Annotated in this window: 23 protein-coding genes; 14 read left to right on the top strand and 9 right to left on the bottom strand. The window is 59.2% G+C overall.

The window, feature by feature from the left end:
- The first annotated feature begins 18 nt into the window (after positions 1-18).
- Genes fmt through AC3WKX_RS06955 form a run of 4 tightly spaced genes read left to right on the top strand, consistent with a single transcriptional unit; the run spans position 19 to position 4,011 of the window.
- On the top strand, positions 19-978 hold the full coding sequence (gene fmt / locus AC3WKX_RS06970; protein WP_003213615.1) for a methionyl-tRNA formyltransferase: 960 nt from the start codon (positions 19-21) through the stop codon (positions 976-978).
- A complete protein-coding gene (gene rsmB / locus AC3WKX_RS06965; protein WP_102604438.1) occupies positions 975-2,285 on the top strand; it encodes a 16S rRNA (cytosine(967)-C(5))-methyltransferase RsmB in 1,311 nt (436 codons plus the stop codon). The genes fmt and rsmB overlap by 4 nt, the downstream gene beginning before the upstream one ends.
- Positions 2,286-2,307: 22 nt before the next feature.
- Positions 2,308-3,681: a Trk system potassium transporter TrkA gene (trkA, locus tag AC3WKX_RS06960; protein WP_003213611.1), complete on the top strand. Its 1,374-nt coding sequence runs from the start codon at positions 2,308-2,310 to the stop codon at positions 3,679-3,681.
- 18 nt (positions 3,682-3,699) lie between these two features.
- Positions 3,700-4,011 (top strand): tetratricopeptide repeat protein, encoded by a 312-nt coding sequence (locus tag AC3WKX_RS06955; RefSeq protein WP_003213608.1) that lies wholly within the window; start codon positions 3,700-3,702, stop codon positions 4,009-4,011.
- A 134-nt stretch (positions 4,012-4,145) separates the two neighbouring features.
- Here AC3WKX_RS06955 and AC3WKX_RS06950 read toward each other — a convergent pair whose 3' ends face one another.
- A complete protein-coding gene (locus tag AC3WKX_RS06950; protein WP_003213605.1) occupies positions 4,146-5,033 on the bottom strand; it encodes a lysophospholipid acyltransferase in 888 nt (295 codons plus the stop codon).
- Positions 5,034-5,073: 40 nt separating this feature from the next.
- Positions 5,074-5,631 carry a DNA-3-methyladenine glycosylase I gene (locus AC3WKX_RS06945; RefSeq protein ID WP_102604439.1) on the bottom strand — a complete coding sequence of 186 codons (558 nt, stop codon included), beginning with the start codon at positions 5,629-5,631 and terminating at the stop codon, positions 5,074-5,076.
- Between the two features lie 81 nt (positions 5,632-5,712).
- Here AC3WKX_RS06945 and glyQ point away from each other — a divergent pair, with 81 nt between their 5' ends.
- The 4 genes from glyQ to AC3WKX_RS06925 all read left to right on the top strand — a co-directional run bounded on the left by glyQ (position 5,713) and on the right by AC3WKX_RS06925 (position 10,111).
- Positions 5,713-6,666 carry a glycine--tRNA ligase subunit alpha gene (glyQ, locus tag AC3WKX_RS06940; RefSeq protein ID WP_003213601.1) on the top strand — a complete coding sequence of 318 codons (954 nt, stop codon included), beginning with the start codon at positions 5,713-5,715 and terminating at the stop codon, positions 6,664-6,666.
- Positions 6,663-8,717 carry a glycine--tRNA ligase subunit beta gene (glyS, locus tag AC3WKX_RS06935; RefSeq protein ID WP_003213599.1) on the top strand — a complete coding sequence of 685 codons (2,055 nt, stop codon included), beginning with the start codon at positions 6,663-6,665 and terminating at the stop codon, positions 8,715-8,717. The genes glyQ and glyS overlap by 4 nt, the downstream gene beginning before the upstream one ends.
- Before the next feature lie 2 nt (positions 8,718-8,719).
- Complete coding sequence (gene gmhB / locus AC3WKX_RS06930; protein ID WP_166742131.1) at positions 8,720-9,256, top strand: D-glycero-beta-D-manno-heptose 1,7-bisphosphate 7-phosphatase; 537 nt, start codon at positions 8,720-8,722, stop codon at positions 9,254-9,256.
- An 84-nt stretch (positions 9,257-9,340) separates the two neighbouring features.
- On the top strand, positions 9,341-10,111 hold the full coding sequence (locus tag AC3WKX_RS06925) for a lysophospholipid acyltransferase family protein (RefSeq protein ID WP_003213596.1): 771 nt from the start codon (positions 9,341-9,343) through the stop codon (positions 10,109-10,111).
- Between the two features lie 179 nt (positions 10,112-10,290).
- Here the strand turns inward: AC3WKX_RS06925 and AC3WKX_RS06920 are convergent, their stop codons facing one another.
- The 3 genes from AC3WKX_RS06920 to AC3WKX_RS06910 all read right to left on the bottom strand — a co-directional run bounded on the left by AC3WKX_RS06920 (position 10,291) and on the right by AC3WKX_RS06910 (position 14,117).
- Positions 10,291-12,582: a CHASE2 domain-containing protein gene (locus AC3WKX_RS06920; protein WP_102604440.1), complete on the bottom strand. Its 2,292-nt coding sequence runs from the start codon at positions 12,580-12,582 to the stop codon at positions 10,291-10,293.
- Positions 12,583-12,600: 18 nt separating this feature from the next.
- Positions 12,601-13,596, bottom strand: coding sequence for a FecR family protein (locus AC3WKX_RS06915; RefSeq protein WP_023659285.1), 996 nt, complete (start codon positions 13,594-13,596; stop codon positions 12,601-12,603).
- 269 nt (positions 13,597-13,865) lie between these two features.
- Positions 13,866-14,117, bottom strand: coding sequence for a hypothetical protein (locus tag AC3WKX_RS06910; protein ID WP_003213590.1), 252 nt, complete (start codon positions 14,115-14,117; stop codon positions 13,866-13,868).
- Between the two features lie 173 nt (positions 14,118-14,290).
- Between AC3WKX_RS06910 and AC3WKX_RS06905 the strand changes: the two genes are divergently transcribed.
- Positions 14,291-15,013 (top strand): response regulator transcription factor, encoded by a 723-nt coding sequence (locus AC3WKX_RS06905; protein ID WP_003213588.1) that lies wholly within the window; start codon positions 14,291-14,293, stop codon positions 15,011-15,013.
- A 98-nt stretch (positions 15,014-15,111) separates the two neighbouring features.
- On the opposite strand, the gene gyrB is transcribed toward AC3WKX_RS06905, so the two are convergent.
- From gyrB to dnaA, 4 genes are read right to left on the bottom strand one after another with little or no spacing between them, the layout of a single operon-like run.
- The gene (gene gyrB, locus AC3WKX_RS06900) at positions 15,112-17,535 is read right to left on the bottom strand and encodes a DNA topoisomerase (ATP-hydrolyzing) subunit B (protein WP_003213587.1); all 2,424 of its coding nucleotides are present in this window, start codon (positions 17,533-17,535) and stop codon (positions 15,112-15,114) included.
- A gap of 4 nt (positions 17,536-17,539) precedes the next feature.
- Positions 17,540-18,643, bottom strand: a complete 1,104-nt coding sequence (recF, locus tag AC3WKX_RS06895; RefSeq protein ID WP_003213585.1) for a DNA replication/repair protein RecF — start codon at positions 18,641-18,643, stop codon at positions 17,540-17,542.
- A 20-nt stretch (positions 18,644-18,663) separates the two neighbouring features.
- Positions 18,664-19,767 (bottom strand): DNA polymerase III subunit beta, encoded by a 1,104-nt coding sequence (dnaN, locus tag AC3WKX_RS06890; protein ID WP_003213582.1) that lies wholly within the window; start codon positions 19,765-19,767, stop codon positions 18,664-18,666.
- Positions 19,768-19,806: 39 nt separating this feature from the next.
- Positions 19,807-21,327: a chromosomal replication initiator protein DnaA gene (gene dnaA / locus AC3WKX_RS06885; protein ID WP_032868695.1), complete on the bottom strand. Its 1,521-nt coding sequence runs from the start codon at positions 21,325-21,327 to the stop codon at positions 19,807-19,809.
- 585 nt (positions 21,328-21,912) lie between these two features.
- On the opposite strand from dnaA, the gene rpmH reads away from it, so the two are divergent.
- The 5 genes from rpmH (at position 21,913) to mnmE (ending at position 25,842) form a co-directional block, all read left to right on the top strand.
- The gene (gene rpmH / locus AC3WKX_RS06880) at positions 21,913-22,047 is read left to right on the top strand and encodes a 50S ribosomal protein L34 (protein WP_003213577.1); all 135 of its coding nucleotides are present in this window, start codon (positions 21,913-21,915) and stop codon (positions 22,045-22,047) included.
- Positions 22,048-22,063: 16 nt separating this feature from the next.
- On the top strand, positions 22,064-22,468 hold the full coding sequence (gene rnpA, locus AC3WKX_RS06875) for a ribonuclease P protein component (RefSeq protein WP_010168490.1): 405 nt from the start codon (positions 22,064-22,066) through the stop codon (positions 22,466-22,468).
- Positions 22,461-22,706, top strand: a complete 246-nt coding sequence (gene yidD / locus AC3WKX_RS06870) for a membrane protein insertion efficiency factor YidD (RefSeq protein WP_003213574.1) — start codon at positions 22,461-22,463, stop codon at positions 22,704-22,706. The genes rnpA and yidD overlap by 8 nt, the downstream gene beginning before the upstream one ends.
- A gap of 2 nt (positions 22,707-22,708) precedes the next feature.
- A complete protein-coding gene (gene yidC / locus AC3WKX_RS06865) occupies positions 22,709-24,391 on the top strand; it encodes a membrane protein insertase YidC (protein ID WP_003213572.1) in 1,683 nt (560 codons plus the stop codon).
- 80 nt (positions 24,392-24,471) lie between these two features.
- On the top strand, positions 24,472-25,842 hold the full coding sequence (mnmE, locus tag AC3WKX_RS06860; protein ID WP_008439550.1) for a tRNA uridine-5-carboxymethylaminomethyl(34) synthesis GTPase MnmE: 1,371 nt from the start codon (positions 24,472-24,474) through the stop codon (positions 25,840-25,842).
- The last annotated feature ends 5 nt before the right edge of the window (positions 25,843-25,847 follow it).

The following is a 25,847-nucleotide window of genomic DNA, read 5'->3' as shown; positions in this document are numbered from 1 at the left end:
TTTTGTGAGACGTTTCCCATGACCGAGCCACTGCGCATCGTTTTTGCCGGCACCCCCGAATTCGCCGCCGAACACCTCAAGGCCCTGCTCGCCAGCCCTTATGAAATCGTGGCGGTCTACACCCAGCCCGATCGCCCGGCCGGTCGTGGGCAAAAACTGATGCCCAGTCCGGTCAAGCAGCTGGCACTGGAAAACAACATTGTGGTGCTGCAGCCGCCGACCCTGCGCAACGCCGATGCCCAGGCCGAACTGGCTGCGCTGAAGCCAGACCTGCTGGTGGTGGTGGCCTACGGCTTGATCCTGCCCCAGGCTGTGCTGGATATCCCGCGCCTGGGCTGCATCAACAGCCACGCCTCGCTGCTGCCTCGCTGGCGTGGCGCGGCACCGATCCAGCGTGCCGTCGAAGCCGGTGATGCGCAAAGCGGGGTGACCGTGATGCGCATGGAAGCAGGCCTGGACACCGGGCCGATGCTGCTGAAAGTCACCACCCCGATCACCGGGCAAGACACCGGCGGCAGCCTGCATGATCGCCTCGCCGAAATGGGCCCGCCGGCTGTCGTCCAGGCCATCGCAGGCCTGGCTGCCGGCACTCTGCAAGGTGAAGTGCAGGACGACAGCCTCGCCACCTACGCCCACAAATTGAACAAGGATGAAGCCCGCATCGACTGGAGCCGCCCGGCCGTTGAGCTGGAGCGTCTGGTGCGTGCCTTCAACCCGTGGCCGATCTGCCACAGCACGCTCAATGGCGAGGCCTTGAAAGTACTGGCCGCCACCCTGGCCGAAGGCAAGGGCGCCCCCGGCGAGATCATCGGCGCCAGCAAGGACGGCCTGTTGGTAGCGTGCGGTGAACAGGCGCTGTGTCTGACCCGTCTGCAATTGCCCGGCGGCAAGGCGCTGAACTTCAGCGATTTGTTCAACAGCCGCCGTGAGAAATTTGCCGTTGGCATCGTCCTCGGCCAAGCGGTGGACGCGCAATGAACCCACGTCTGGCCGCCGCCAAGGCCCTGGCCGCCGTGCTCAACGGCAAGGCTTCCCTCAATAGTTCGTTGCCGACCCAACTGGATAAAGTCGAAGACCGCGATCGCGGCTTTACCCAGGACCTGGCCTTCGGTACCGCCCGCTGGCAGCCACGTTTATCGGCGCTGGCGGCCAAGCTGCTGCAAAAGCCGTTCAAGGCGGCGGACGCCGATGTCGAGGCGCTGCTGCTGGTGGGCCTCTATCAACTGCTCTACACCCGCGTGCCGGCCCACGCGGCCATCGGCGAAACCGTCGGTTGCGCCGACAAGCTGAAAAAGCCTTGGGCCAAGGCCCTGCTCAACGCCGTGCTGCGCCGCGCCCAGCGCGAAAGCGAAGCGCTGCTGGCCGAGCTGGAACATGACCCGGTGGTGCGCACCGCCCACCCGCGCTGGCTGCAAAAATCCCTGAAGGCGTTCTGGCCCGAGCAGTGGGAAGCCATCTGCGCGGCCAACAACGCGCACCCGCCGATGATCCTGCGGGTCAATCGCCGTCATCACACCCGCGACGCTTATCTCACGTTGCTTGGCGAAGCCGGTGTAGCGGCCACGGCCTGCGTCTACAGCCAGGACGGCATCGTTCTTACAGAACCGGGCGATGTACGTAACCTGCCCGGGTTCGCCGAAGGCTGGATCAGCGTGCAGGACGAAGCCGCTCAACTGGCCGCCGACCTGCTGGACCTGGCCCCGGGCCAACGCGTACTGGACGCCTGTTGCGCCCCCGGCGGCAAGACCTGCCACATCATGGAAGTGCAAGCGGACCTGGCCGGTGTCGTCGCCGTCGACCTGGAAGCCAAGCGCCTGGTGCGTGTGCGGGAAAACCTCGCCCGTCTGGGCCTCAGCGCCGAGCTGATCGCCGCCGACGGCCGCGACACCGCCACCTGGTGGGACGGCAAGCCGTTCCAGCGCATCCTGCTGGACGCACCGTGCTCCGCCACCGGCGTGATCCGCCGCCACCCGGACATAAAGCTGACCCGCCAACCCGACGACATCGCCGCCCTGGCCGTGCTGCAAGGCGAGTTGCTGGACGCGTTGTGGCCGACCCTCGAAGTAGGCGGCATCCTGCTGTACGCCACCTGCTCGACGCTGCCTACCGAAAACACTGAAGTCATCGAAGCCTTCCTGGCTCGCACCAGCGGCGCACGGGAACTGGACCTCGACATCCAGGCCGGGATCAAGCAGCCTCATGGCCGGCAGTTGCTGGCCCAGGAAGGCGGCCACGACGGGTTCTATTACGCCAAGCTGATCAAGATTGCCGCCGCTCGCGGCTGAATGGTTTTAAGGGAGTGACCGGATGAAAATCATCATCCTCGGCGCAGGGCAGGTTGGCGGTACGCTGGCCGAGCATTTGGCCAGCGAAGCCAACGATATCACCGTGGTCGACACCGACGCGGAGCGCCTGCGGGATTTGGGCGACCGTTTGGACATCCGTACTGTACAAGGCCGCGCCTCGTTTCCTACAGTGCTGCGCCAGGCCGGTGCCGACGATGCCGACATGCTGGTGGCAGTCACCAACAGTGACGAAACCAACATGGTTGCCTGCCAGGTCGCCCACACCCTGTTTCACACTCCGACCAAGATCGCCCGAGTGCGTGAGGCCGCGTACCTGACCCGCGCCGGACTGTTCGACAACGACGCGATCCCGGTCGATGTGCTGATCAGCCCGGAACAGGTGGTGACCCATTACATCAAGCGCCTGATCGAACACCCGGGCGCCTTGCAGGTGATCGACTTCGCCGAAGGCAAGGCACAGCTGGTGGCGGTCAAGGCCTACTACGGCGGGCCGTTGGTGGGCCAGCAACTGCGCCAACTGCGCGAGCACATGCCCAACGTCGAGACGCGGGTGGCGGCGATCTTCCGTCGCGACCGGCCGATCCTGCCCCAGGGCGATACGGTGATCGAGGCTGACGACGAGGTGTTTTTCATCGCCGCCAAAGCGAACATTCGCGCGGTGATGAGCGAAATGCGCCGTCTGGATGAGACCTATAAACGCATCGTCATCGCCGGCGGCGGGCAGATCGGTGAGCGCTTGGCCGAGGCCATCGAAAGCCGCTACCAGGTGAAGATCATCGAGATGAATCCGGCACGCTGCCGGTATTTGTCCGACACCCTCGACAGCACCGTGGTCCTGCAGGGCAGCGCCTCGGATCGTGATCTGCTGCTGGAAGAAAACATCGCCGACGCCGACATCTTCCTGGCCCTGACCAACGATGACGAAGCCAACATCATGTCGTCGTTGCTGGCCAAGCGGCTGGGGGCGAAGAAGGTGATGACCATCATCAACAACCCGGCCTACGTCGACCTGATCCAGGGCGGCGATATCGACATCGCCATCAGCCCGCAACTGGCGACCATCGGCACCTTGCTGGCCCACGTGCGCCGCGGCGATATCGTCAGTGTGCACTCGTTGCGCCGGGGTGCGGCGGAAGCCATCGAGGCGATTGCCCACGGTGATTCAAAATCGAGCAAGGTGATTGGCAAGGCGATCCGCGATATCGGCCTGCCGCCGGGCACCACCATTGGTGCAATCATTCGCGATGAAGAAGTGATCATCGCCCACGACGACACGGTGATCGCCACGGGCGACCACGTGATTCTGTTCCTTGTGGATAAAAAACATATCCGCGATGTGGAGAAGCTGTTCCACGTGGGCCTGAGCTTTTTCTGATCAAACGGAGTGACCGACATGCTCGAATCCCTGGAAAAAATGCTCGCCAAGGGTGTGGATAACTCACTGCTGCGGTTTGGTTTGGGCAAGGGTTATCTTGATCTGAAGGACAACGCCAAGGCGGCCGAGCATTTGCAGAAATGCGTCGAGTTCGACCCGAAGTATTCGGCGGCGTGGAAGCTGTTGGGCAAGGCGCAGCTGGGGCAGGGTGATAACGCTGCAGCGCGGTTAGCTTGGGAGAAGGGTATTGAAGCGGCCCTGGCACATGGCGACAAGCAGGCCGAAAAGGAAATGACCGTATTCCTGAAGAAACTCGACCGCCAAGCTTAAGCAGAACCCAATGTGGGAGCGGGCTTGCTCGCGAAGGCGTCGTGTCAGTCACCGAATTTGTGTCTGATACACCGCCTTCGCGAGCAAGCCCGCTCCCACATTTTGTTTTGTGCCAACCTTGAGTCAGCCGTACATCAATACCACCGCGCCTCACCCGGCGGGCGTTTCTTGAAGCGTTTCATGCTCCACATGTACTGGCTCGGGTAAGCCCCCACATAGCGCTCCACCACCTTGCTCATCGCCGCACACGAAGTGGCGGTGTCGGTGCTGTACATGTCTTCCGGCGCCGCTTCCAGGATCACTTTGTAGCCCGAGCCATCCGGCAGCCGCAGGGCATGCAGGAACACCCCGACCGCCTTGTGCCCCGCCAGCATGTTCGGCACGAACTTGCTGGTCAGCGCCTGGGTGGCGAAGAACGGCACGAAGATCCCGGCCGATTCCGCCGGCTCCGGATCCGCAGGAATCCCCACCTGGCCGCCTTTGCGCACTTCCTTGATGACACTGAGGATGCCTTCCTTGGTGGACGCCGCCACGCGGTTACCCAGTTGCACCCGCTGTTTGCGCAGCAAGTCATCCACCGCCTTGAGCTTCGGCGGGCGGTAGAAAATGATCGGTTTGCACTGGCTGCAATAGAAGTGGTTCAACACTTCCCAGTTGCCCAGGTGGCTGGTGATACCGACCACGCCTTTGCCCGAGGCCAGGGCTTCGTGCAGCACTTCCAGGCCTTCGACCTCGCGCACCAGGTCGATGGAACGCTGGGCCGGCCAGATCCAGGCGCAGGCGCTTTCGGTCAGGGACTTGCCGATGTCCATCAGGCTGCGTCCAACGAGACGCTCGCGCTCGGCCGGATCCATGTCCGGGAAGCATTTGGACAGGTTGATCCGCACCGTCTCGCGGGAACGGTTGGGGGTTTTCCACATGATCCAGCCAATTGCCGAACCGACCGCTTGCACCGCGCGCCAGGGCAGCAGGGCAAACAACCGAAGAGCGCCTACCAGCAAGGCGCCTTTAAACTTTTCCACAGGTCACTCCTGATCGTGTGTGGTGCGCAAAGCCGCCATTCTAACCGGCGTTGGCGAGGTCCGCGTAACGGTCGCAGTCCTGAGTGTGGTCCATGACCATGCCCGAGGCCTGCATGAACGCGTAGCAGATGGTCGGCCCGACGAACGTGAAGCCGGCTTTTTTCAAGGCTTTGCTCATGGCCTCAGCCTCCGGCGTAATGGCCGGGACCTGGCTGCGGTCCTTGAAATGATTGACCTTGGGCACGCCGCCCACAAACGACCACAGAAACTCCACGGGGTCCTGCAGCGCCAACCAGGCGGCGGCATTGCGCCGGGTGGCATTGAGTTTCAGGCGGTTACGCACGATGCCCGGATCGAGCATCAGCGCTTCGATCTCGGCATCGCTCAGTTGGGCCAGACGCTGCGTATCAAAGCCGAACAAGACCTTTCGATAATGCTCGCGTTTGCGTAAAACGGTGATCCAGGACAGGCCCGCCTGGAACCCTTCGAGCAAAAGCAACTCGAACAGTCCCTGCGCATCGCGCAGCGGCGTTCCCCACTCCTGATCGTGATAAGCCATGTACAGCGGATCTTCAGAACACCAAAAGCAGCGTGGCATAAGGCTCCAGGGGATGGTGGCGCGGCCGAATCGGGTATACTCCCGCTCTTTAAATCGCAGCCCAAGTAACAGGTGAATTTCGTGAGCCAGCCTACGCCAGCCGTGCGTACCTTCCAAGACTTGATCCTCGCCCTCCAGCAATACTGGGCCGAGCAAGGTTGTGTGGTACTTCAGCCCTACGATATGGAAGTAGGCGCCGGCACTTTCCACACCGCTACCTTCCTGCGGGCCATCGGCCCGGAAACCTGGAACGCCGCTTATGTGCAGCCCAGTCGTCGCCCGACTGACGGCCGCTACGGCGAAAACCCGAACCGCCTGCAGCACTACTACCAGTTCCAGGTGGTTCTGAAGCCAAACCCGGACAACTTCCAGGAGCTGTACCTGGGCTCGTTGAAACATGTCGGCCTGGACCCGCTGGTCCACGACATCCGTTTCGTCGAAGACAACTGGGAATCGCCAACCCTGGGCGCCTGGGGCCTGGGCTGGGAAGTCTGGCTCAACGGCATGGAAGTGACGCAGTTCACTTACTTCCAGCAAGCCGGCGGCATCGAGTGCTACCCGGTGACCGGCGAGATCACCTACGGTCTCGAGCGCCTGGCCATGTACCTGCAAGGCGTGGACTCGGTCTACGATCTGGTGTGGGCTGACGGCCCGTTCGGCAAGGTGACCTACGGCGACGTGTTCCACCAGAACGAAGTGGAGCAGTCGACCTACAACTTCGAACACGCGAACGTCGAGAAGCTGTTCGAACTGTTCGACTTCTATGAAAGCGAAGCCAAGCGCCTGATCGAACTGGATCAGCCGTTGCCGTTGCCAAGCTATGAAATGGTTCTGAAGGCATCCCACACCTTCAACCTGCTGGACGCCCGTCGTGCCATCTCGGTAACTGCGCGCCAGCAATACATCCTGCGTGTACGCACCCTGGCGCGTTCCGTCGCCCAAGCCTACCTGTTGGCTCGCGCCAAGCTGGGCTTCCCGATGGCCACCCCGGACCTGCGTGATGAAGTGTTGGCTAAGCTGGAGGCTGCACAATGAGTGCTCAAGATTTCCTGGTTGAACTGGGCACCGAAGAGCTGCCACCCAAGGCACTGAATACCCTGGCCGACGCATTCCTGGCCGGTATCGAAAAAGGCCTGCAAACCGCTGGCCTGAAGTTCGCCGCAAAAAAGGTCTACGCCGCGCCGCGCCGACTGGCTGTGTTGCTCACCGCACTGGAAACCCAGCAGCCGGACCGCAGCATCAACCTCGACGGCCCGCCACGCCAGGCCGCCTTCGATGCTGAAGGCAACCCGACTCAAGCCGCCCTTGGTTTTGCCAAGAAGTGTGGCGTCGAGCTGAGCGAGATCGACCAGAGCGGCCCGAAGCTGCGTTTCAGCCAGGTCATCACCGGCAAGCCGACCGCCAGCCTGTTGCCGACCATCGTTGAAGACTCGCTGAACGACCTGCCGATTCCCAAGCGCATGCGCTGGGGTGCCCGCAAGGAAGAGTTCGTGCGCCCGACCCAATGGCTGGTGATGCTGCTCGGTGACCAGGTCATCGACTGCACCATCCTCGCCCAGAAGGCCGGCCGTGATTCACGTGGCCACCGCTTCCACCATCCGGAAGCCGTGCGCATCACCGCGCCCGCCAACTACCTCAATGACCTGCGTGCAGCCTATGTGCTGGCGGATGCCAATGAGCGCCGCGAGCTGATCAGCAAGCGTACCGAAGAGCTGGCCCGCCTGCAGGAAGGCACCGCCATCGTGCCGCCAAGCCTGCTGGACGAAGTGACCGCTTTGGTTGAATGGCCAGTGCCGCTGGTGTGCTCGTTCGAGGAGCGTTTCCTCGACGTGCCGCAGGAAGCGCTGATCACCACCATGCAGGACAACCAGAAGTATTTCTGCCTGCTGGACGTCGACGGCAAGCTGCTGCCGCGCTTCATCACCGTGGCCAACATCGAAAGCAAGGACCCGCAGCAGATCATCGCCGGTAACGAAAAAGTCGTTCGCCCGCGCCTGACTGACGCCGAGTTCTTCTTCAAGCAAGACAAGAAGCAGAAGCTCGAAGACTTCAACCTGCGCCTGCAGAACGTGGTGTTCCAGGAAAAACTCGGCAGCGTATACGACAAGGCCGTACGGGTTTCCAAGCTGGCGGCCTACATCGCGCCACGCATTGGTGGCGATGCTGCCTGGGCTGCGCGTGCCGGCCTGCTGTCCAAGTGCGACCTGGCCACCGAGATGGTCGGCGAGTTCCCGGAGATGCAAGGTGTTGCCGGTTACTACTACGCCCTGAATGATGGCGAGCCGCAGGACGTCGCCCTCGCGCTGAACGAGCAGTACATGCCGCGCGGTGCCGGCGCCGAGCTGCCGACCACCCTCACCGGTGCGGCCGTGGCCATCGCTGACAAGCTGGATACCCTCGTCGGTATCTTCGGTATCGGCATGTTGCCTACCGGCAGCAAAGACCCGTATGCGCTGCGCCGTGCGGCCCTGGGCGTGCTGCGCATCCTGATCGACAAGAAGCTCGACCTCGACCTGACCCAGGCCGTGGTGTTTGCGGTTGGCCAGTTCGGTGCCAAGGTCAAGCAAGCGGGCCTGGCCGAGCAAGTGCTGGAGTTCGTGTTCGACCGTCTGCGTGCGCGTTACGAAGACGAAGGTGTGGACGTTTCGGTGTACCTGTCGGTACGTGCCCTGCAACCAGGTTCGGCGCTGGACTTCGACCAGCGTGTGCAGGCCGTACAGGCCTTCCGCAAGCTGCCGGAAGCCGGTGCCCTGGCCGCCGTGAACAAGCGTGTGTCGAACCTGCTGAGCAAGGCCGACAACCTCGGCAATGCCGAAGTCGACCCGGGCCTGTTTGCCGATGCCAAGGAGTTCTCGCTGAACTCGGCCATCGCCAAGGCGGAAAACGCAGTGAAGCCGCTGATCGCCGAACGCAACTACGCCGAAGCCTTGGCGCGCCTGGCCACCTTGCGTGAGCCGGTGGATGCGTTCTTCGAAGCGGTGATGATCAATGCCGAAGACGCGGGCGTGCGGAAAAACCGCTACGCCATGCTGGCGCGCCTGCGCGGCCTGTTCATCAATATCGCTGACATTTCCGTACTGAGCTGACCATGTTGAAACTGCTGATTCTCGATCGGGACGGAGTGATCAATTACGACTCCGACGCTTACATCAAATCGGTGGCGGAATGGATTCCACTGCCCGGCTCGATCGAGGCCATCGCGCAGTTGAGCAAAGCGGGCTGGACAGTGGCCATCGCCACCAACCAGTCCGGCATCGCCCGCGGCTACTACGACATCGCCACCCTCGACGCCATGCACGCGCGCCTGCGCACGCTGGTGGCCGAGCAGGGCGGTGAAGTAGGGCTGGTGGTGTATTGCCCGCACGGCCCGGATGAAGGCTGCGATTGCCGCAAGCCCAAACCGGGTATGCTTAAAACTATTGCTGAACATTACAACGTGCCGTTGGCTGGGCTATGGTTTGTCGGGGACAGCCTCGGTGACCTGGAAGCCGCCAAAGCCGTCGACTCTCAGCCAGTTTTGGTAAAAACCGGGAAAGGCGAAAAGACCCAGGCTAAAACCCTGCCGGTAGGTACCTTGATTTTTGACGATCTGGCGGCGGTTGCCGCAGAACTTATCAACAACTAGCAGCCCTTCTGACTTCCTGACCAAGGACTGTTCGGGAGCGCGCTTTTAACAGGCGGGCGTTGTCCCGCAACGGTAAATGCCGCCATGTCGATTTTGCAGGCCATCAGAACCTTCTTCTTTTACCTGCTGTTGGGCACCAGCTCTTTTCTCTGGTGCACCCTGAGCTTTTTTATCGCGCCTTTCCTGCCGTTCAAGGCGCGCTATCGTTTCATCAACGTCTTTTGGTGCAACTGCGCGCTGTGGTTGACCAAGGTGTTCCTGAATATTCGTTTCGAGATCAAGGGCGCCGAAAACGTCCCGGACCAGCCTTGTGTGATTCTGTCGAACCACCAGAGCACCTGGGAAACCTTTTTCCTGTCTGCGTATTTCTCGCCCCTGAGCCAAGTGCTCAAGCGTGAGCTGCTGTACGTGCCATTCTTCGGCTGGGCCATGGCCATGCTGCGACCGATCGCCATCGACCGCGACAACCCCAAGGCCGCACTCAAGCATGTGGCCAAGAAGGGCGATGAGCTGTTGAAGGATGGGGTTTGGGTGCTGATCTTCCCTGAAGGCACACGCGTGCCCTACGGCACTGTGGGCAAGTTCTCACGTGGCGGTACGGCCCTGGCGGTGAACGCCGGGCTGCCGGTGCTGCCGATTGCCCACAACGCCGGCAAGTTCTGGCCAAAGACCGGCTGGGCCAAGCGTGAAGGCACCATCACTGTAATCATTGGCGAGCCCATGTATGCCGAGGGCGAAGGCCCACGTGCCATTGCAGCGCTGAACGACCGTGCCCAGGCATGGAATGAAGCGCAACAAAGAGCCATGGGTTCGTTGCCGCCGGAGCCGGTTGTGGTCGACACGCCGGTGATTTGAGTTTCTGTGGATAACCTGTGTACGGTTTGTTGGCGAATTGCGCTTTTTAGCTTATAGGCTGCTGATTTACTTACATATTTCCCAAGCTCATAAAACGGCGGAAAAGGTGCATAAGTTTTTCCGCATTAAAAAACCGGTCCTTGAGACCGGTTTTTTATGCACAGGTGAAAAGCCGCGATTCAGTCTCGCCACAATGGCAGTTGAAGGATGAAGGTCGTACCTTTATCCACCTCGCTCTCGCAGCGAATTCTCCCACCGTGACGATCCACGACGGCCTTGACCATGGTCAGCCCCAACCCCAATCCTTCACTGCCCTGAGCCGAGGCGAAGCGCCGGTATTGAGCGAAGAGTTCGGGCAAATCCTGCGGGGAGATTCCTCGCCCCTGGTCGCTGATACGGCACTGCAAAGCGTCTTCATGGCTGGTCAGGCTTAACGTAACGGTGGTGCCCGATGGGCTGTATTTCACCGCATTTTCCAACAGGTTGAACAAGGCTCGGGTCAGCAGCGATTGGTCTGCCCACACCGTTTCTTCGCCGTCTTCATCCAGGTGATGGACCAGGCGAATGCCTTTCAACTGGGCGTGCACTGCGACTTGATCAAATGCGTCGAGCACCAACATGGCGAACAGGCTGGGCTGGAATTGGTAGCCATCGGATTCGGCTTTCGCCAGCTGCACGAATGATTCGGTCAGGTTCAGGGCACGGCGGACTTGTTGTTCGATCTGCGCAAATATCGGCGCGGCGGTGTCCTGAACATCCAACAGGGCCAGGATCGCCGAATGCGGCGCACGCAAGTCATGGGACAGAAAGCGCAGCAGGGTCTCCCGTTGCTGCTGGGCATCACGCTCAATGCTCAGGTCTGTGAGGCTCAGCAGCCAGCCCAGGGCCACGTCACCGTCTGCGGGCAGCAGCGGCGCCAGGTCGAGGCGCAGGCTGCGGTCAAGGGTGTCGCGGAACTCGACAATCTCCAGCGTCGACAGGGCAGGGCGAACACCGTCCTGCAGTGGTGGATAACCTAATGTGGCGAGCTGATCCAAGAGGTTTTCGGCCACCAGTTCATTGCCGAACACATCGCGGGCAATTCGATTGGCCAGCAGGACGTTGCCCTTGGGATCGGTAATCAAGGTTGCTACAGGCAAACATTCCAGCCCATCGGCCATGAAGCGACGAGTGTCCCGGGTACGGCTGACCGCTTGTTCGAGGGCGAAGATTCGTCCCTGCAATACATCACCCTGGCTGGCGGGCGCTCGACGGCGCTCCGGGAGCACTTTGGGTTCGTTGTCCAGGCGTGCCAGTTCCCAGCCGAAGTAGGCCAGGATCACGCTCAGGCGCCGCCAGTTCCAGATCAGATAGCTGAGCAACATGCCAACCAGACTTGCTGCCGGCGACCACCAATGGCCCAGGCGCAACAGGCCCCAAGAACCCAGAAGCGCAGCCCCCATGCAACCGAGGGTCAGCCACAGTGCATAACGCGGTCGAAACAGCAGAAGGCCCAACAGCACCGCGACCATCGCGGTGGCCAGTAGCGTCGCCATCCACACGGGCAGATCGACAATACTGCGCCCTTGCAGCAAGCCATTGAGAATATTTGCCTGGATCTCCACGCCCGGGGTGGTGCCGACACTGGCCGAAAGCGGCGTGACATAACGGTCGCCCATGCCCGGTGCCGTAGCGCCAATAAGGATCAAGCGGTCGCGCAGCAACTCGGATGGCACCTCCCCGCGCAAGACACTGATATACGGCACGCTGGGAAAGCCGGCATGACTGGCAATAAAAGGAATTCGAATGGCATTTTCCCGCTGCCAGCTGGAGCTTTCCGACGGACCAGGTGCGCCCGGCATTCCGGATCGCTGGCCGCTCAGTTCAAACGCCAGCCAGGCTAACTGCGGTGTCAAATTACCGGGTGGACCTTCACGCAAATACAGGCTTCGAACGATGCCGTCGCTGTCCGCTTCCACGTTGATATGGCCGACGCTACGGGCGCAATCACGCAAGGGCAACACAGGCAGGATTTGCGCCACAGGCTGGCCGTAGCGTGGCGAACCTTCACGAATCAAAGGCAACAGGACGTTGCCAGCGCTGCACATAGCCTCGGCCAGGCGCAGGTCATTGGCTGGCTCCCGGGCGGGCTCGCTGAAGATCACATCAAACAGGATGCCGGCAGGCTTGGCGGCGCTCAGCCGATCAAGCAGGTCGGCATGCACACGTCGGGACCACGGCCATTGGCCGAGCTCCTTCAGGCTTCGGTCGTCGATCGTTACCAGCAGGATGCGTGGATCCACCGATAAAGGCGCCAGCCGGCGGAGGCTGTCATACAGCGGGTTATTGAGGGCCAGGCCAGGGCTCAGGGACAGGAAGGCCGTGATGGGTAATAGCAACAGGCTGACCCACAGCCATTCGCGCACCAGGCCATTGAACAGCCGCTGAGCCTGAGTCGGTTGGCGCTTTTCAGCCCTGTGCAACAGCCTCACCGGCTCGCGTCCAGGGCACTACTGCACGCGGTTCGCGGGTGGGTAATAGAAAATGTCATAAACCCCGGTTTCTCCCTCAAGCCCGTGTTCATCATATGCCGACAAGCGAACGTGATAGAACGATGCTTTCAGCCCAGTGAAGCGCATTTGCGGCTTGTCGGAGAAGTTTTCCTGCTTGATGTTCAGAAACTCCTTATCGGTCGCGACCTGGGCCCGGTAGCGCTGGGCCCCGGCCAATGGCCGCAGGAACAGGGTCCAGACAGGCGCATCGCCCTTTTGGCCGTCCTGGCCGACCAACCGTGGCGCATCAAGCAGTTCCACGGGTTTGAGTTCGCCTTGTTTCTTGAAGGCCAGGCCCTGCCGCGCACCAACCTTTACTTCACCAGAGACTGGACCGGTAATGGGCTTCTTCTTGATAGGGCGCGGGCTCGGTGGAGCGTCATCACGATTGACCGCCACTTGCCCGTTGAGTACTTCCACCAGCGATTGTTCGCCATCGTTACGTACACGGAAATGCGTGCCGCGTACCCCCAGAACGCCCACCGGGGTCATGATCTGGAAACGGTCATAGTCGCTGGCACGCTTGATCACGTAAGCCTCGACCTGACCTTCTTCAAGAATCACCTGGGGAATGGATTGCTCCTCGACCAGATGCAATCGGACCTGGGAGCTGGAGGGCAAGACAATCCGCGAGCCGTCCCCCAGCAACAGGCTGACAAATGCGCCCGATGAGGTTTTTACGCTTTCTTGTTCATCAATGAACATGCCTTCTTCCAGGGCCGTGGACACACCCTTGGCATCCAGTTTCCAGGCTTCACCCGTGAGGTGCTGCACCACTGCCGGAAGCGGTTGCGCGCGGCACATCCGGTTGTCGTCGATATAGGGTGCACGGGGAGGGGAAGGGCGTGCCAAGGCCGGAAGACTCACTACGCCAAGCGTAACGATCAGGCCCGAACTCAACAGCGTAGAAGCGGCAGAGCGGAATCGGCAAGGGAAAAAGGTCATGGCGCTCATCAAGATTCTAGTTCTAATGGGTCATCAGAAAGCACTTTCAGGCAGCGTCTTGCAGCGGGAAGACCTTGAGTACCGTCTACGATACTCGATGAGGTATCCAGTCGATAGCCGAAATATCTGGGAGCGTGAGATCCATTGCAGAAGATGACACGTCCCTGTGTCGGAGCACTTCCGTCGCTCCAATCCGTGCGTCATCCAGCGAGAGCGAATTTACCTACAACATAGGTGCATCGGACCGATTCGCAACATTTGTTCAGATTTGCGGGTACTTAAAATACCCAACGTTGGGTCTGCTGCTGTTCGCTGAGTTGCTGAAACGGTGAACGGGCGAAGCCCATGCCATTGCCGGGCTCACTCAAAGTCTGCCGTTCCTCGAACGGCATAGGTATCGCCGGCTTATTGGCCCCGACCGTTTCCGTGCCCAGCGTAGCAACCATCACCACCAATACCAGTCTTCCCCATACATCAACCTTCCCCAGAACGGCCATACGTCTCGAAACAGCATAAAACCAGATTGCCATTGATCCTTTTCCTGAAGGTCTCGAGCCGGTATCTTCCCAGCTTGGGTGTTGACGATTTCCAATGGCTTGCGGCCATTTGATATCAGCGTACCGAGAGATTCAGAGGGCCTGAGAATCTGGCCATAATTGTTCAGATTCGATGCCCGCATTCTTCAATAAGAAAGGACCCTGCCATGCGTGTCGCAATATTGGATGACGAACCTGCTGAACTGCGGCGGGTGGAACAGACACTGCGACAAATCCCCAGCGCTGCGGATCAGCCATGGACCCTGCACTGCTTCGAGCGTGGAGAAGACCTGCTGCGACAACTGCGCCGCGAGACCTTCGACTTGCTGATCCTTGACTGGCAACTGCCCGACCTCAGTGGCCTGGCATTGCTGCGCTGGACCCGCGAGCACATGGAAGCGCCGCCAGCCGCCATCATGCTTACCAGCCGCGATGCCGAGAGCGATATCGTCCAGGCGCTGAACAGTGGTGCAGATGATTACGTCAGCAAGCCGTTTCGTCCCAATGAGCTTAAGGCTCGGGTGAATGCCGTTCTGCGTCGCCACGGGTTGCAGAAGTCTGCAGCCAGTGAGGTGCATACCTTCAATGACCTGACCTTTGATGATGCTGAACTCACGGTGAGCAGGGCGGGAAAACCCATCAGCCTGACGGAGCGCGAATACCGCCTGGCGCGGTGCCTGTTTGAGAACCTGGCGCGGCCGCTGTCTCGAGAGTACCTGTATGAACGGTTCTGGACCCATGAGGAGATGGTGTCGTCGCGGCCGCTGGATACGCATATTTATCGGCTGCGGAATAAGCTCGGGCTGACGGCGGATCGGGGTTGGCAGTTGCTGACGATCTATGGGTACGGATATCGGTTGGAGAGTGTGACGGCGGCTTCCGAGGACTGAGATGTTCCACGTGGAGCATTTATAAAATGCTCATATCCAGCCCATAAAAAAGGCCAACGCTAAGCGTTGGCCTTTTTTGTTTTTGCGCTGCAACCTGATCAGAAGTCCAGGTTGGAAACCGCCAGGGCATTGCTCTCGATGAAGTCACGACGAGGCTCGACCGCATCACCCATCAGGGTGTTGAAGATCTGGTCCGCGCCAATGGCGTCTTCGATGGTCACGCGCAGCATGCGACGCTGGGCTGGGTCCATGGTGGTTTCCCACAGCTGATCCGGGTTCATTTCGCCCAGACCTTTGTATCGCTGAATGGTATGGCGCTTGGTGCTTTCCGCCATCAACCAGTCCAGGGCTTCCTTGAACTCTTTGACCGCTTTCTTGCGCTCGCCACGCTGAATGTAAGCACCGTCGTCCAGCAGGGTGCTCAGTTGCGCGCCGAGGGTAACAACCGTCTTGTAGTCGTTGCTGCCGAAGAAGTCGCGGTTGAAGGTGACGTAGTTCGACAGGCCGTGGGAGATCAGTTCGACCTCTGGCAGCCAGACGTTACGTTCACGGTCTTCACGCAGGCTGGCTTTGTAGACCAGGCCGGATTTTTCAACGGTACGCAGGCGGACTTCGTACTGGGCCAACCAAGCCTGCATGTGGGCATGATCACCCAACTGCTCCAGGCTGACGGATGGCAGGTAGATGAAGTGCTCGGTCAGCTCCTGGGGGTACAGGCGCGACAAACGCTTGAGGGTCTTCATCACCATGCGGAAGTCGTTTACCAGGCGCTCCAACGCTTCACCGGAGATGCCCGGGGCTTCGTCGTTCAAGTGCAGGCTCGCATCTTCCAGGGCCGACTGCGTCATGTACTCTTCCATGGCGTCGTCGTCTTTGATGTATTGCTCTTGCTTGCCTTTTTTCACTTTGTACAACGGCGGCTGGGCGATGTAGATGTAGCCACGCTCGATCAACTCCGGCAACTGACGGAAGAAGAACGTCAGCAGCAGGGTGCGGATGTGCGAACCGTCAACGTCAGCATCGGTCATGATGATGATGTTGTGGTAGCGCAGCTTGTCGATGTTGTACTCATCGCGGCCGATGCCACAGCCCAGGGCGGTGATCAAGGTGCCGACTTCCTGCGAGGAAATCATCTTGTCGAAACGCGCCTTCTCGACGTTGAGGATCTTACCCTTCAACGGCAGGATGGCCTGGGTGCGACGGTTGCGACCCTGCTTGGCGGAACCGCCAGCAGAGTCACCTTCCACCAGGTACAGTTCGGAGAGGGCAGGGTCTTTCTCCTGGCAGTCAGCCAGTTTGCCCGGCAGGCCGGCGATATCCAGCGCACCTTTACGACGCGTCATCTCACGGGCTTTACGCGCCGCTTCACGAGCCCGTGCTGCGTCGATCATCTTGCCGACAACCAGCTTGGCTTCGTTCGGGTTTTCCAGCAGGAAGTCGGAGAAGTACTTGCCCATTTCCTGTTCGACCGCTGTCTTCACTTCGGAGGACACCAGCTTGTCTTTGGTCTGGGAGCTGAACTTCGGATCCGGAACCTTGACCGAGATAATGGCGGTCAGGCCTTCGCGGGCATCGTCACCGGTGGTGGCGACTTTGTGTTTCTTCGCCAAGCCTTCCGCTTCGATGTAGGTGTTCAGGTTACGCGTCAGTGCAGAACGGAAACCCACCAGGTGAGTACCGCCATCGCGCTGAGGAATGTTGTTGGTGAAGCACAACAGGTTCTCGTTGAAGCTGTCGTTCCACTGCAGGGCGATTTCTACGCCGATGCCGTCTTCACGCTGGATGTTGAAGTGGAACACCTGATTGACCGCGGTCTTGTTGGTGTTCAGGTATTCAACGAACGCACGCAGACCGCCTTCGTACTTGAACAGCTCTTCCTTGCCGCTGCGTTCGTCCTTGAGGACGATACCCACACCGGAGTTCAGGAAAGACAGTTCACGAATCCGCTTGGCCAGAATGTCCCAGCTGAAGTGGATGTTCTTGAAGGTTTCAGCCGAAGGCTTGAAGTGAATCTGCGTACCAGTGCTTTCGCTGTCACCGACGATTTTCATCGGTTCCTGTGGAACACCATGAACGTAAGTCTGTTCCCAGATCTTGCCGCTACGACGTACAGTCAGGATCAGCTCTTCAGAAAGGGCGTTTACTACCGAAACACCTACACCGTGCAAACCGCCGGATACTTTATAGGAGTTATCGTCGAACTTACCGCCGGCGTGGAGCACGGTCATGATGACCTCTGCCGCCGAAACGCCTTCTTCTTTATGCACATCTACCGGAATGCCGCGACCGTTGTCGCGTACGGTGATGGATTCGTCCGGGTGGATGATGATGCTGATGTCGTCGCAGTGACCGGCCAAAGCTTCGTCGATCGAGTTATCGACCACCTCGAACACCATGTGGTGCAGACCGCTGCCATCATCGGTATCACCGATGTACATACCGGGACGTTTGCGTACGGCATCCAAACCTTTAAGCACTTTAATGCTGGTCGAGTCGTACGTATTCGTATTTTCTTCGCTCATGCCTTCACTCCCGATGGTCGTGGGTCTGGGTGATACGGCCTTGTTCCACGTGGAACAAAGCGACTGGCGTTTCCGTCTGCCAGCCTTCCCTCAATAATTCGTGGTCTACACAGGTGATAAACACCTGGCAGCGTAAGTCTTCCAACAAGCGGCATAACGCGCGGCGGTGCTGCTCGTCCAGTTCGGACGGCAAGTCATCCACCAGATAAATACATTGCCCGCGCCGGGCCTGGCTAACCAGATGCCCCTGGGCGATACGCAAAGCGCAGACCACCAACTTCTGCTGACCGCGGGACAAGATATCCGCAGCATTATGTGCGCCCAATCTAAGGCGCAAATCAGCCCGTTGTGGTCCGGCCTGGGTGTGACCAATTTGCTGATCCCGTTGCAAGGACGTCGCGAGCACTGCACTCAGTTCCCGGTCTTTGTCCCAACCACGGTAGTAGCTCAACGTCAGCCCCTCGAGTTCAAGTAACTCGCTCAAGGTCTGCTCAAAGACTGGTTTCAAGGCTTTGATATAGGCGCGGCGGTATTCATCTATTTCAGCGCTGGCCAGGCACAGTTCCCGGTCCCAAGCAGCTTGTGAAGCGGCGTCAAGTGTACCATGCCGCAGCCATGAGTTCCGCTGCCGCAGGGCCTTCTGCAGGCGCTGCCAAGTGGCCATGAAACGCGGTTCCACGTGGAACACTCCCCAATCGAGGAATTGCCTGCGGATTTTTGGCGCGCCTTCCAGCAAGCGGAAGCTGTCCGGGTTGATCAGTTGCAGTGGCAGGATTTCTGCCAGCTGCGCAGCACTGCGAGCATTCTGCCCATCGATGCGGATTTGAAACTCCCCCTGACGATCACGAGAAATCCCCAGGCTGCTATGACCGCCTTCGGCCAATTCGACTTGGCCAAATACTGTGCACGCCAGTTGTTCGTACTGAATCACCGGTAACAAGCGGGCACTGCGAAAGGAACGAGCGAGCCCCAGCAGGTGAATGGCTTCCAGCACGCTGGTTTTGCCACTGCCGTTGGCGCCGTGGAGGATATTGATGCGGGGGGAGGGGGAGAAGGTCACCGGGTGCAAATTGCGCACCGCGGTGACCGAGACGCGACTGAGGGACATCTAGCTTCTGCTGAACATGATTACAGGCGCATCGGCATGACAACGTAAGCCGAGTCATCGTTGTCGGATTCTTGTACCAGGGCGCTGCTGTTGGAGTCAGACAGAATCAGGCGAACCTGTTCAGTGGTCATCACGCCCAGCACGTCCAGCAGGTAGCTGACGTTGAAGCCGATTTCCAGGTTGCCGCCGTTGTAGTCGACGCCCACTTCTTCTTCCGCTTCTTCCTGCTCAGGGTTATTCGCCTGGATTTTCAGTTGGCCGTTGGCCAATTGCAGGCGGATACCACGGTATTTCTCGTTGGAAAGAATAGCGGTACGGCTGAACGCTTCACGCAGGGCCTGACGATCACCGATCACCAGCTTGTCGCCGCCTTTAGGCAGAACGCGCTCGTAATCCGGGAACTTGCCGTCAACCAGCTTGGAAGTGAAGGTGAACTCGCCAGTGGTCGCGCGGATGTGGTGCTGGCCCAGCACGATACTGACATTGCCATCCGGCTCAGTCAGCAGGCGCGCGAGTTCCAGAATACCTTTACGCGGCACGATCACCTGGTGGCGATCCGGCTGACCGATATCGGCTTTCATCGAGCACATGGCCAGTCGGTGACCGTCGGTGGCTACGGCGCGGATGATGCCTTCGGAGACTTCCAGCAGCATGCCGTTAAGGTAATAACGCACGTCCTGCTGGGCCATGGCGAAACTGGTGCGCTCGATCAAACGGCGCAGTCGGCTTTGTTCCAGGCTGCAGGTCAGCGAGCCTGGGCCTTCTTCCACGGTCGGGAAGTCGTTGGCCGGCAAGGTCGACAGGGTGAAACGGCTGCGACCGGCCTTGACCACCAGCTTTTGCTCATCAACCTTGATGTCGATCAGCGCGTCGTTGGGCAGGCTTTTGCAGATGTCCATCAGCTTGCGCGCCGGCACGGTGATCTCGCCGGGTTCGGCGGGCTCTTCGAGCTGGACGCGACCGACCAGCTCGACTTCGAGGTCGGTACCGGTCAAGGACAATTGCTGGCCTTCGACAACCAGCAATACGTTGGAAAGCACCGGCAAGGTCTGTCGGCGCTCGACGACGCCTGCGACCAGTTGCAGGGGTTTCAACAGGGCTTCGCGTTGAATGGTGAAATGCATGGTCTAGTCCCTTGCCTTAATAAGCTGCGCTGGTGTTCATCAAGTAGTCAGTGTACGCAGCAGGTTCTTGTAGTCCTCGCGAATATCCGCGTCGGATTCCTTAAGTTCGTTGATCTTGCGGCACGCGTGCAAGACCGTGGTGTGGTCGCGACCGCCAAACACATCACCAATTTCCGGCAGGCTGTGGTTGGTCAGCTCTTTGGAGAGCGCCATCGCTACCTGGCGGGGACGTGCCACCGAGCGCGAACGGCGCTTGGACAGCAGGTCGGAAATCTTGATCTTGTAATACTCGGCCACGGTGCGCTGGATGTTATCCACACTCACCAGCTTGTCTTGCAACGCCAGCAGGTCTTTCAGGGATTCGCGAATCAGCTCGATGGTGATGTCACGCCCCATGAAGTGCGAGTGAGCGATGACCCGCTTGAGTGCGCCTTCCAGTTCACGCACGTTGGAGCGAATGCGCTGGGCGATAAAGAACGCGGCGTCGTGCGGCAGGTCGACTTTGGCCTGGTCGGCCTTTTTCATCAGGATCGCGACGCGGGTTTCAAGCTCCGGCGGTTCTACCGCTACGGTCAGGCCCCAGCCGAAGCGCGACTTCAGGCGCTCTTCCAGGCCTTCGATTTCCTTCGGATAACGGTCACTGGTCAGGATGACCTGCTGGCCACCTTCGAGCAACGCGTTGAACGTGTGGAAAAACTCTTCCTGGGAACGTTCCTTGCGGGCGAAGAATTGAATGTCATCGATCAGCAAGGCATCAACGGAACGGTAGAACCGCTTGAACTCGTTGATGGCGTTGAGCTGCAACGCCTTGACCATATCGGCCACGAAGCGCTCCGAGTGCAGGTACACGACCTTGGCATTCGGGTTCTTCTTTAATAGGTGGTTACCCACGGCGTGCATCAAGTGAGTTTTACCCAAGCCAACGCCACCATAAAGGAAGAGCGGGTTGTAACCGTGCTTGGGATTGTCGGCGACCTGCCAGGCAGCCGCGCGGGCCAGCTGGTTGGATTTACCTTCGACAAAGTTCTCAAAGGTGAACGTGCGGTTCAGATAGCTGGTGTGCTTGAGCGCACCCTCTACCTGGACGGTGCGCTGTTCGGCACGAACCGGGGCCTGTTGTGAGCTGGCGCCGGCCATTGGGTCAAAGCTGTCGCGGGACGGCTCTTCATTTATAGGCGCGTTTTTCTGCGACGAGGATTTCGAAGGCGTCTGGGCGACCGGGGCTGGCGAGTTATTAACAGGTGCCGCAGCGGCCTGAGCCTGGGAGGCACTGGCTGCCAACGGTGCATTCGGCGCAGCACGAGGTGCCGAGCTACGTTTGCTGCCTATTAATAAGGAGAGCACCGGAGCAAGCCCGTTGCCATGTTCATCGAGCAATTCGAGAACGCGGCTCAGGTATTTCTCGTTGACCCAGTCGAGAACAAAACGATTGGGTGCGTAGACACGCAACTCGTCGCCTTCGGCTTCGACCTGTAGCGGACGGATCCAGGTGTTGAATTGCTGGGCAGGCAGCTCATCGCGCAAAAGCTCCACGCACTGCTGCCAAAGTTCCACTGACACGGATATCCCCTAAGTTGAAAGCCGGTGAGGCAAAAACAGCCGCCATTGTAGCGGCCAGCCGCCCACTTATCCACATGTAGGTTGCTCACAGGGCGCCAAGAATCAATGCCTTAACCGTAAAAAAGGCGACAAATGGTCTGTGCATAAGCTCTGTGGATAAGCGCCCCTAAGCTCGTTGTACAAGTGGGGTCGAAAGTCTGTGGGTAACTGGCCTGTGGATAACTAGCCATTCCACACACAGCTTATCCGATAGCGCAGCACAGGCAGAGCACCGTTTCTCCCCCGTGTTGTCATTCTCTGTACAGCCCGTAGAATATGGCCTCAAGGCAGTTATCCACAGAAGATGGGGTGCCTAGCTTTTATAAGCTTTACAGAAAAGCTTTAAATAACTTCCTTCTTTATTTTTATATCTATGGCATTGCTCGTCAAAGGCGAATCGCCCGGATTCGGTCCGCAGGCCTCCAGATATCTAATTAAAGGAAAAGCTGGTTGGAAATTGACCTAGAGGCTTGCTTTCTCTAGAATCGCCGGTCTCTTAAAACGGGGGCCATTCCGGCCCGTTGTGGACGAACCAGGTAACACGCCATGAAACGTACTTTCCAACCAAGCACCATCAAACGCGCCCGTACTCACGGCTTCCGTGCTCGCATGGCCACCAAGAACGGCCGTGCTGTCCTGTCGCGTCGCCGCGCCAAAGGTCGTGCGCGTCTGGCAGTTTGATAATCCGGTACTGGTGGTGAGTCAGGACTTCAGTCGGGAAAAGCGTCTGCTAACCCCCCGGCATTTCAAGGCAGTCTTTGACTCCCCCACCGGCAAGGTTCCGGGGAAAAATCTCCTGCTCCTTGCGCGTAACAACGATCTGGATCACCCCCGTCTCGGGTTGGTGATCGGCAAGAAGAGCGTAAAGCTCTCCGTTGAGCGCAATCGCCTCAAGCGTCTGATGCGCGAATCGTTTCGCCTCCACCAGGAGACTCTGGTTGGTTGGGATATTGTTATCGTCGCGCGCAAAGGCTTGGGGGACGTAGAAAACCCCGAATTGATTCAGCATTTCGGCAAGCTCTGGAAACGTTTGGCTCGTACCAACAAGCCAGCACCAGCTGTCAGCACCGAAACTGTAGGGGTAGACAGTACTGATGCGTAAACTGGCCCTCGTTCCGATCCAGTTTTACCGCTATGCCATTAGTCCCCTGATGGCAAACCACTGTCGTTTCTACCCCAGTTGTTCCTGCTACGCGTTGGAAGCCATAGAAAATCATGGCCTTCTGCGCGGTGGCTGGCTGACCTTTCGTCGTTTAGGTCGCTGTCATCCGTGGAATCCCGGTGGTTATGACCCGGTTCCGCCTATCCCTACCTCCCGTTCTTCTTCGATGGCCGAGTAATCATGGATATTAAACGCACGATCCTGATCGTCGCCCTGGCAATCGTGTCCTACTCTATGGTTCTTAAGTGGAACCAGGATTATGGCCAAGCTGCCCTGCCGACTCAGAATGTTGCTACCAATCAGTCGGCGCCGGCTATTCCGGATACGCCACTGGGTAACAATGCTGCCGCCAGTGCCGATGTACCCAGCGCGAATGCCGATACCAGTACCCCGGTAGAAACCCCGGTCGTCACCAATAAAGACCTCATCCATGTAAAAACGGATGTACTGGACCTGGCAATCGACCCACAGGGTGGTGATATCGCCCAGCTCAAGCTGCCGCTGTATCCACGTCGCCAAGACCATCCGGATGTTCCGTTCCAACTGTTCGATAACGGTGGCGAACGTGTATATCTGGCGCAAAGTGGCCTGACCGGTACTGACGGTCCGGATGCTCGTGCTACCGGTCGTCCGGTTTATTCGACCGAACAGAAGACTTATCAACTGGCCGATGGCCAGAACCAGTTGAACGTCGACCTGAAATTCAGTCACGACGGCGTCAACTACATCAAGCGTTTCAGCTTCACCCGCGGTTTGTACGATCTGAAAGTCACTTACCTGATCGACAACGAAAGCGCGAAGCCGTGGACGGGCAACCTGTTTGCCCAGCTCAAGCGTGACAACAGCGCCGATCCTTCTTCCAGCACTGCCACCGGCACCGCGACTTACCTGGGCGCAGCCCTGTGGACAAGTAGCGAGCCGTACAAAAAAGTGTCGATGAAAGATATCGACAAGGGCGCGCTGAAAGAAACCGTTCAAGGTGGCTGGGTTGCCTGGTTGCAACACTACTTCGTGACCGCATGGATCCCGAACAAAGGTGATGCCAACCTGGTTCAAACCCGCAAAGACAGCCAAGGCAACTACATCATTGGCTTTACTGGCCCGACGTTGACCGTCGCTCCGGGTGCCAAGGCTGAAGCCAGCGCCACGTTGTACGCCGGTCCGAAGAGCCAGGCAGTCCTCAAAGAGTTATCCCCAGGTCTGGAACTGACTGTGGATTACGGCATTCTGTGGTTCATTGCCCAGCCTATTTTCTGGCTGCTGCAACATATCCACAGCATTGTGGGTAACTGGGGCTTCTCGATTATCCTGCTGACCATGCTGATCAAGGGGATCTTCTTCCCACTGTCGGCCGCCAGCTACAAGTCGATGGCGCGTATGCGTGCCGTGGCCCCGAAACTGGCCGCGCTGAAAGAACAACATGGCGATGACCGGCAGAAAATGTCCCAGGCCATGATGGAGCTGTACAAGAAAGAGAAGATCAACCCGTTGGGTGGATGCTTGCCGATTCTGGTGCAGATGCCGGTATTCCTGTCGCTGTACTGGGTGCTCCTGGAAAGCGTGGAAATGCGCCAGGCGCCGTTCATGCTGTGGATAACTGACCTGTCGATCAAAGACCCGTTCTTTATCCTGCCGATCATCATGGGCGCGACCATGTTCATCCAGCAGCGTCTGAACCCGACTCCGCCGGACCCGATGCAGGCCAAGGTAATGAAAATGATGCCAATCATCTTCACCTTCTTCTTCCTGTGGTTCCCGGCTGGTCTGGTGCTGTACTGGGTGGTCAACAACTGCCTGTCGATCTCCCAACAGTGGTACATCACACGTAAAATCGAAGCGGCTACCAAAAAAGCCGAGGCGTAATTTACTCTGTGGATAACACCACTCAAGACGCCCCCTAGTGGGGCGTTTTGCTTTCTGTCACTTTTATCCGGGTACCCGCCATGAGCGCTCCTCGTGAAACCATCGCCGCTGTCGCCACCGCTCAAGGTCGTGGTGGTGTCGGTATCGTTCGTATTTCCGGGCCGCTCGCCGGCGTGGCGGCCCAGGCCATCAGCGGGCGGGAACTGAAGCCGAGGTATGCGCATTACGGGCCGTTTTTAGGTGCTGATGAAGAAGTGCTGGATGAAGGTATCGCCCTTTATTTCCCGGGGCCGAACTCCTTTACCGGCGAAGACGTCCTGGAGCTGCAAGGCCACGGCGGCCCGATCGTTCTGGACATGCTGCTGCAGCGTTGCCTGCAGTTGGGTTGCCGCCTGGCACGTCCGGGTGAATTCAGCGAACGCGCGTTCCTCAACGACAAACTCGACCTGGCCCAGGCCGAGGCGATTGCCGACCTGATCGAAGCCAGCTCTGCACAAGCTGCGCGCAATGCGTTGCGCTCGTTGCAGGGCGCGTTTTCCCTGCGTGTGCATAACCTCACCGAGCAATTGATCAGCTTGCGCATCTACGTGGAGGCCGCGATTGATTTCCCGGAGGAAGAAATCGACTTCCTTGCCGATGGCCATGTCCTGGCGATGCTGGATAAGGTTCGTGATGAGTTATCCACAGTGCTGCGCGAAGCCGGGCAAGGTGCCTTGCTGCGTGACGGTATGACCGTGGTGATTGCCGGCCGTCCCAACGCCGGCAAGTCGAGCCTGCTCAATGCCCTGGCCGGGCGAGAGGCCGCGATCGTCACCGAGATCGCCGGCACCACGCGGGATATCCTGCGCGAACATATCCACATCGATGGCATGCCCCTGCATGTGGTGGACACCGCTGGACTGCGTGACACCGATGACCAGGTGGAAAAGATCGGGGTGGAACGCGCGTTGAAGGCCATCACGGAAGCTGACCGCGTGTTGCTGGTGGTGGATGCCACCGCGCCAGAGGCTGCAGACCCGTTCGCACTGTGGCCGGAATTCCTCGAACAACGGCCGGACCCGGCCAAGGTCACGCTGATTCGCAACAAGGCTGACCTGACGGGCGAGGCAATTGCCCTGGAAGTCAGTGAAGATGGCCACGTGACAATCAGCTTGAGTGCCAAGGCTGCAGGAGAAGGGCTGGAACTGCTGCGCGATCATCTGAAAGCGTGCATGGGCTACGAGCAGACTTCGGAAAGCAGCTTCAGCGCTCGTCGCAGGCACCTGGAGGCACTGCGGCATGCCAGCGCCGCCCTCGAGCATGGCCGTGCGCAACTGACGCTGGCAGGAGCCGGTGAGCTGCTGGCTGAGGATTTACGCCAGGCGCAGCAGCTGTTGGGTGAGATCACCGGCGCATTCAGCTCCGATGATTTGTTGGGGCGGATCTTTTCAAGCTTCTGTATCGGGAAATAGGCGGT

The sequence above is a fragment of the Pseudomonas sp. GP01-A4 genome, from assembly GCF_058780865.1.
Note: the sequence above shows the minus strand (reverse complement) of the source record. Positions and strands in the feature narration are given on the sequence as shown.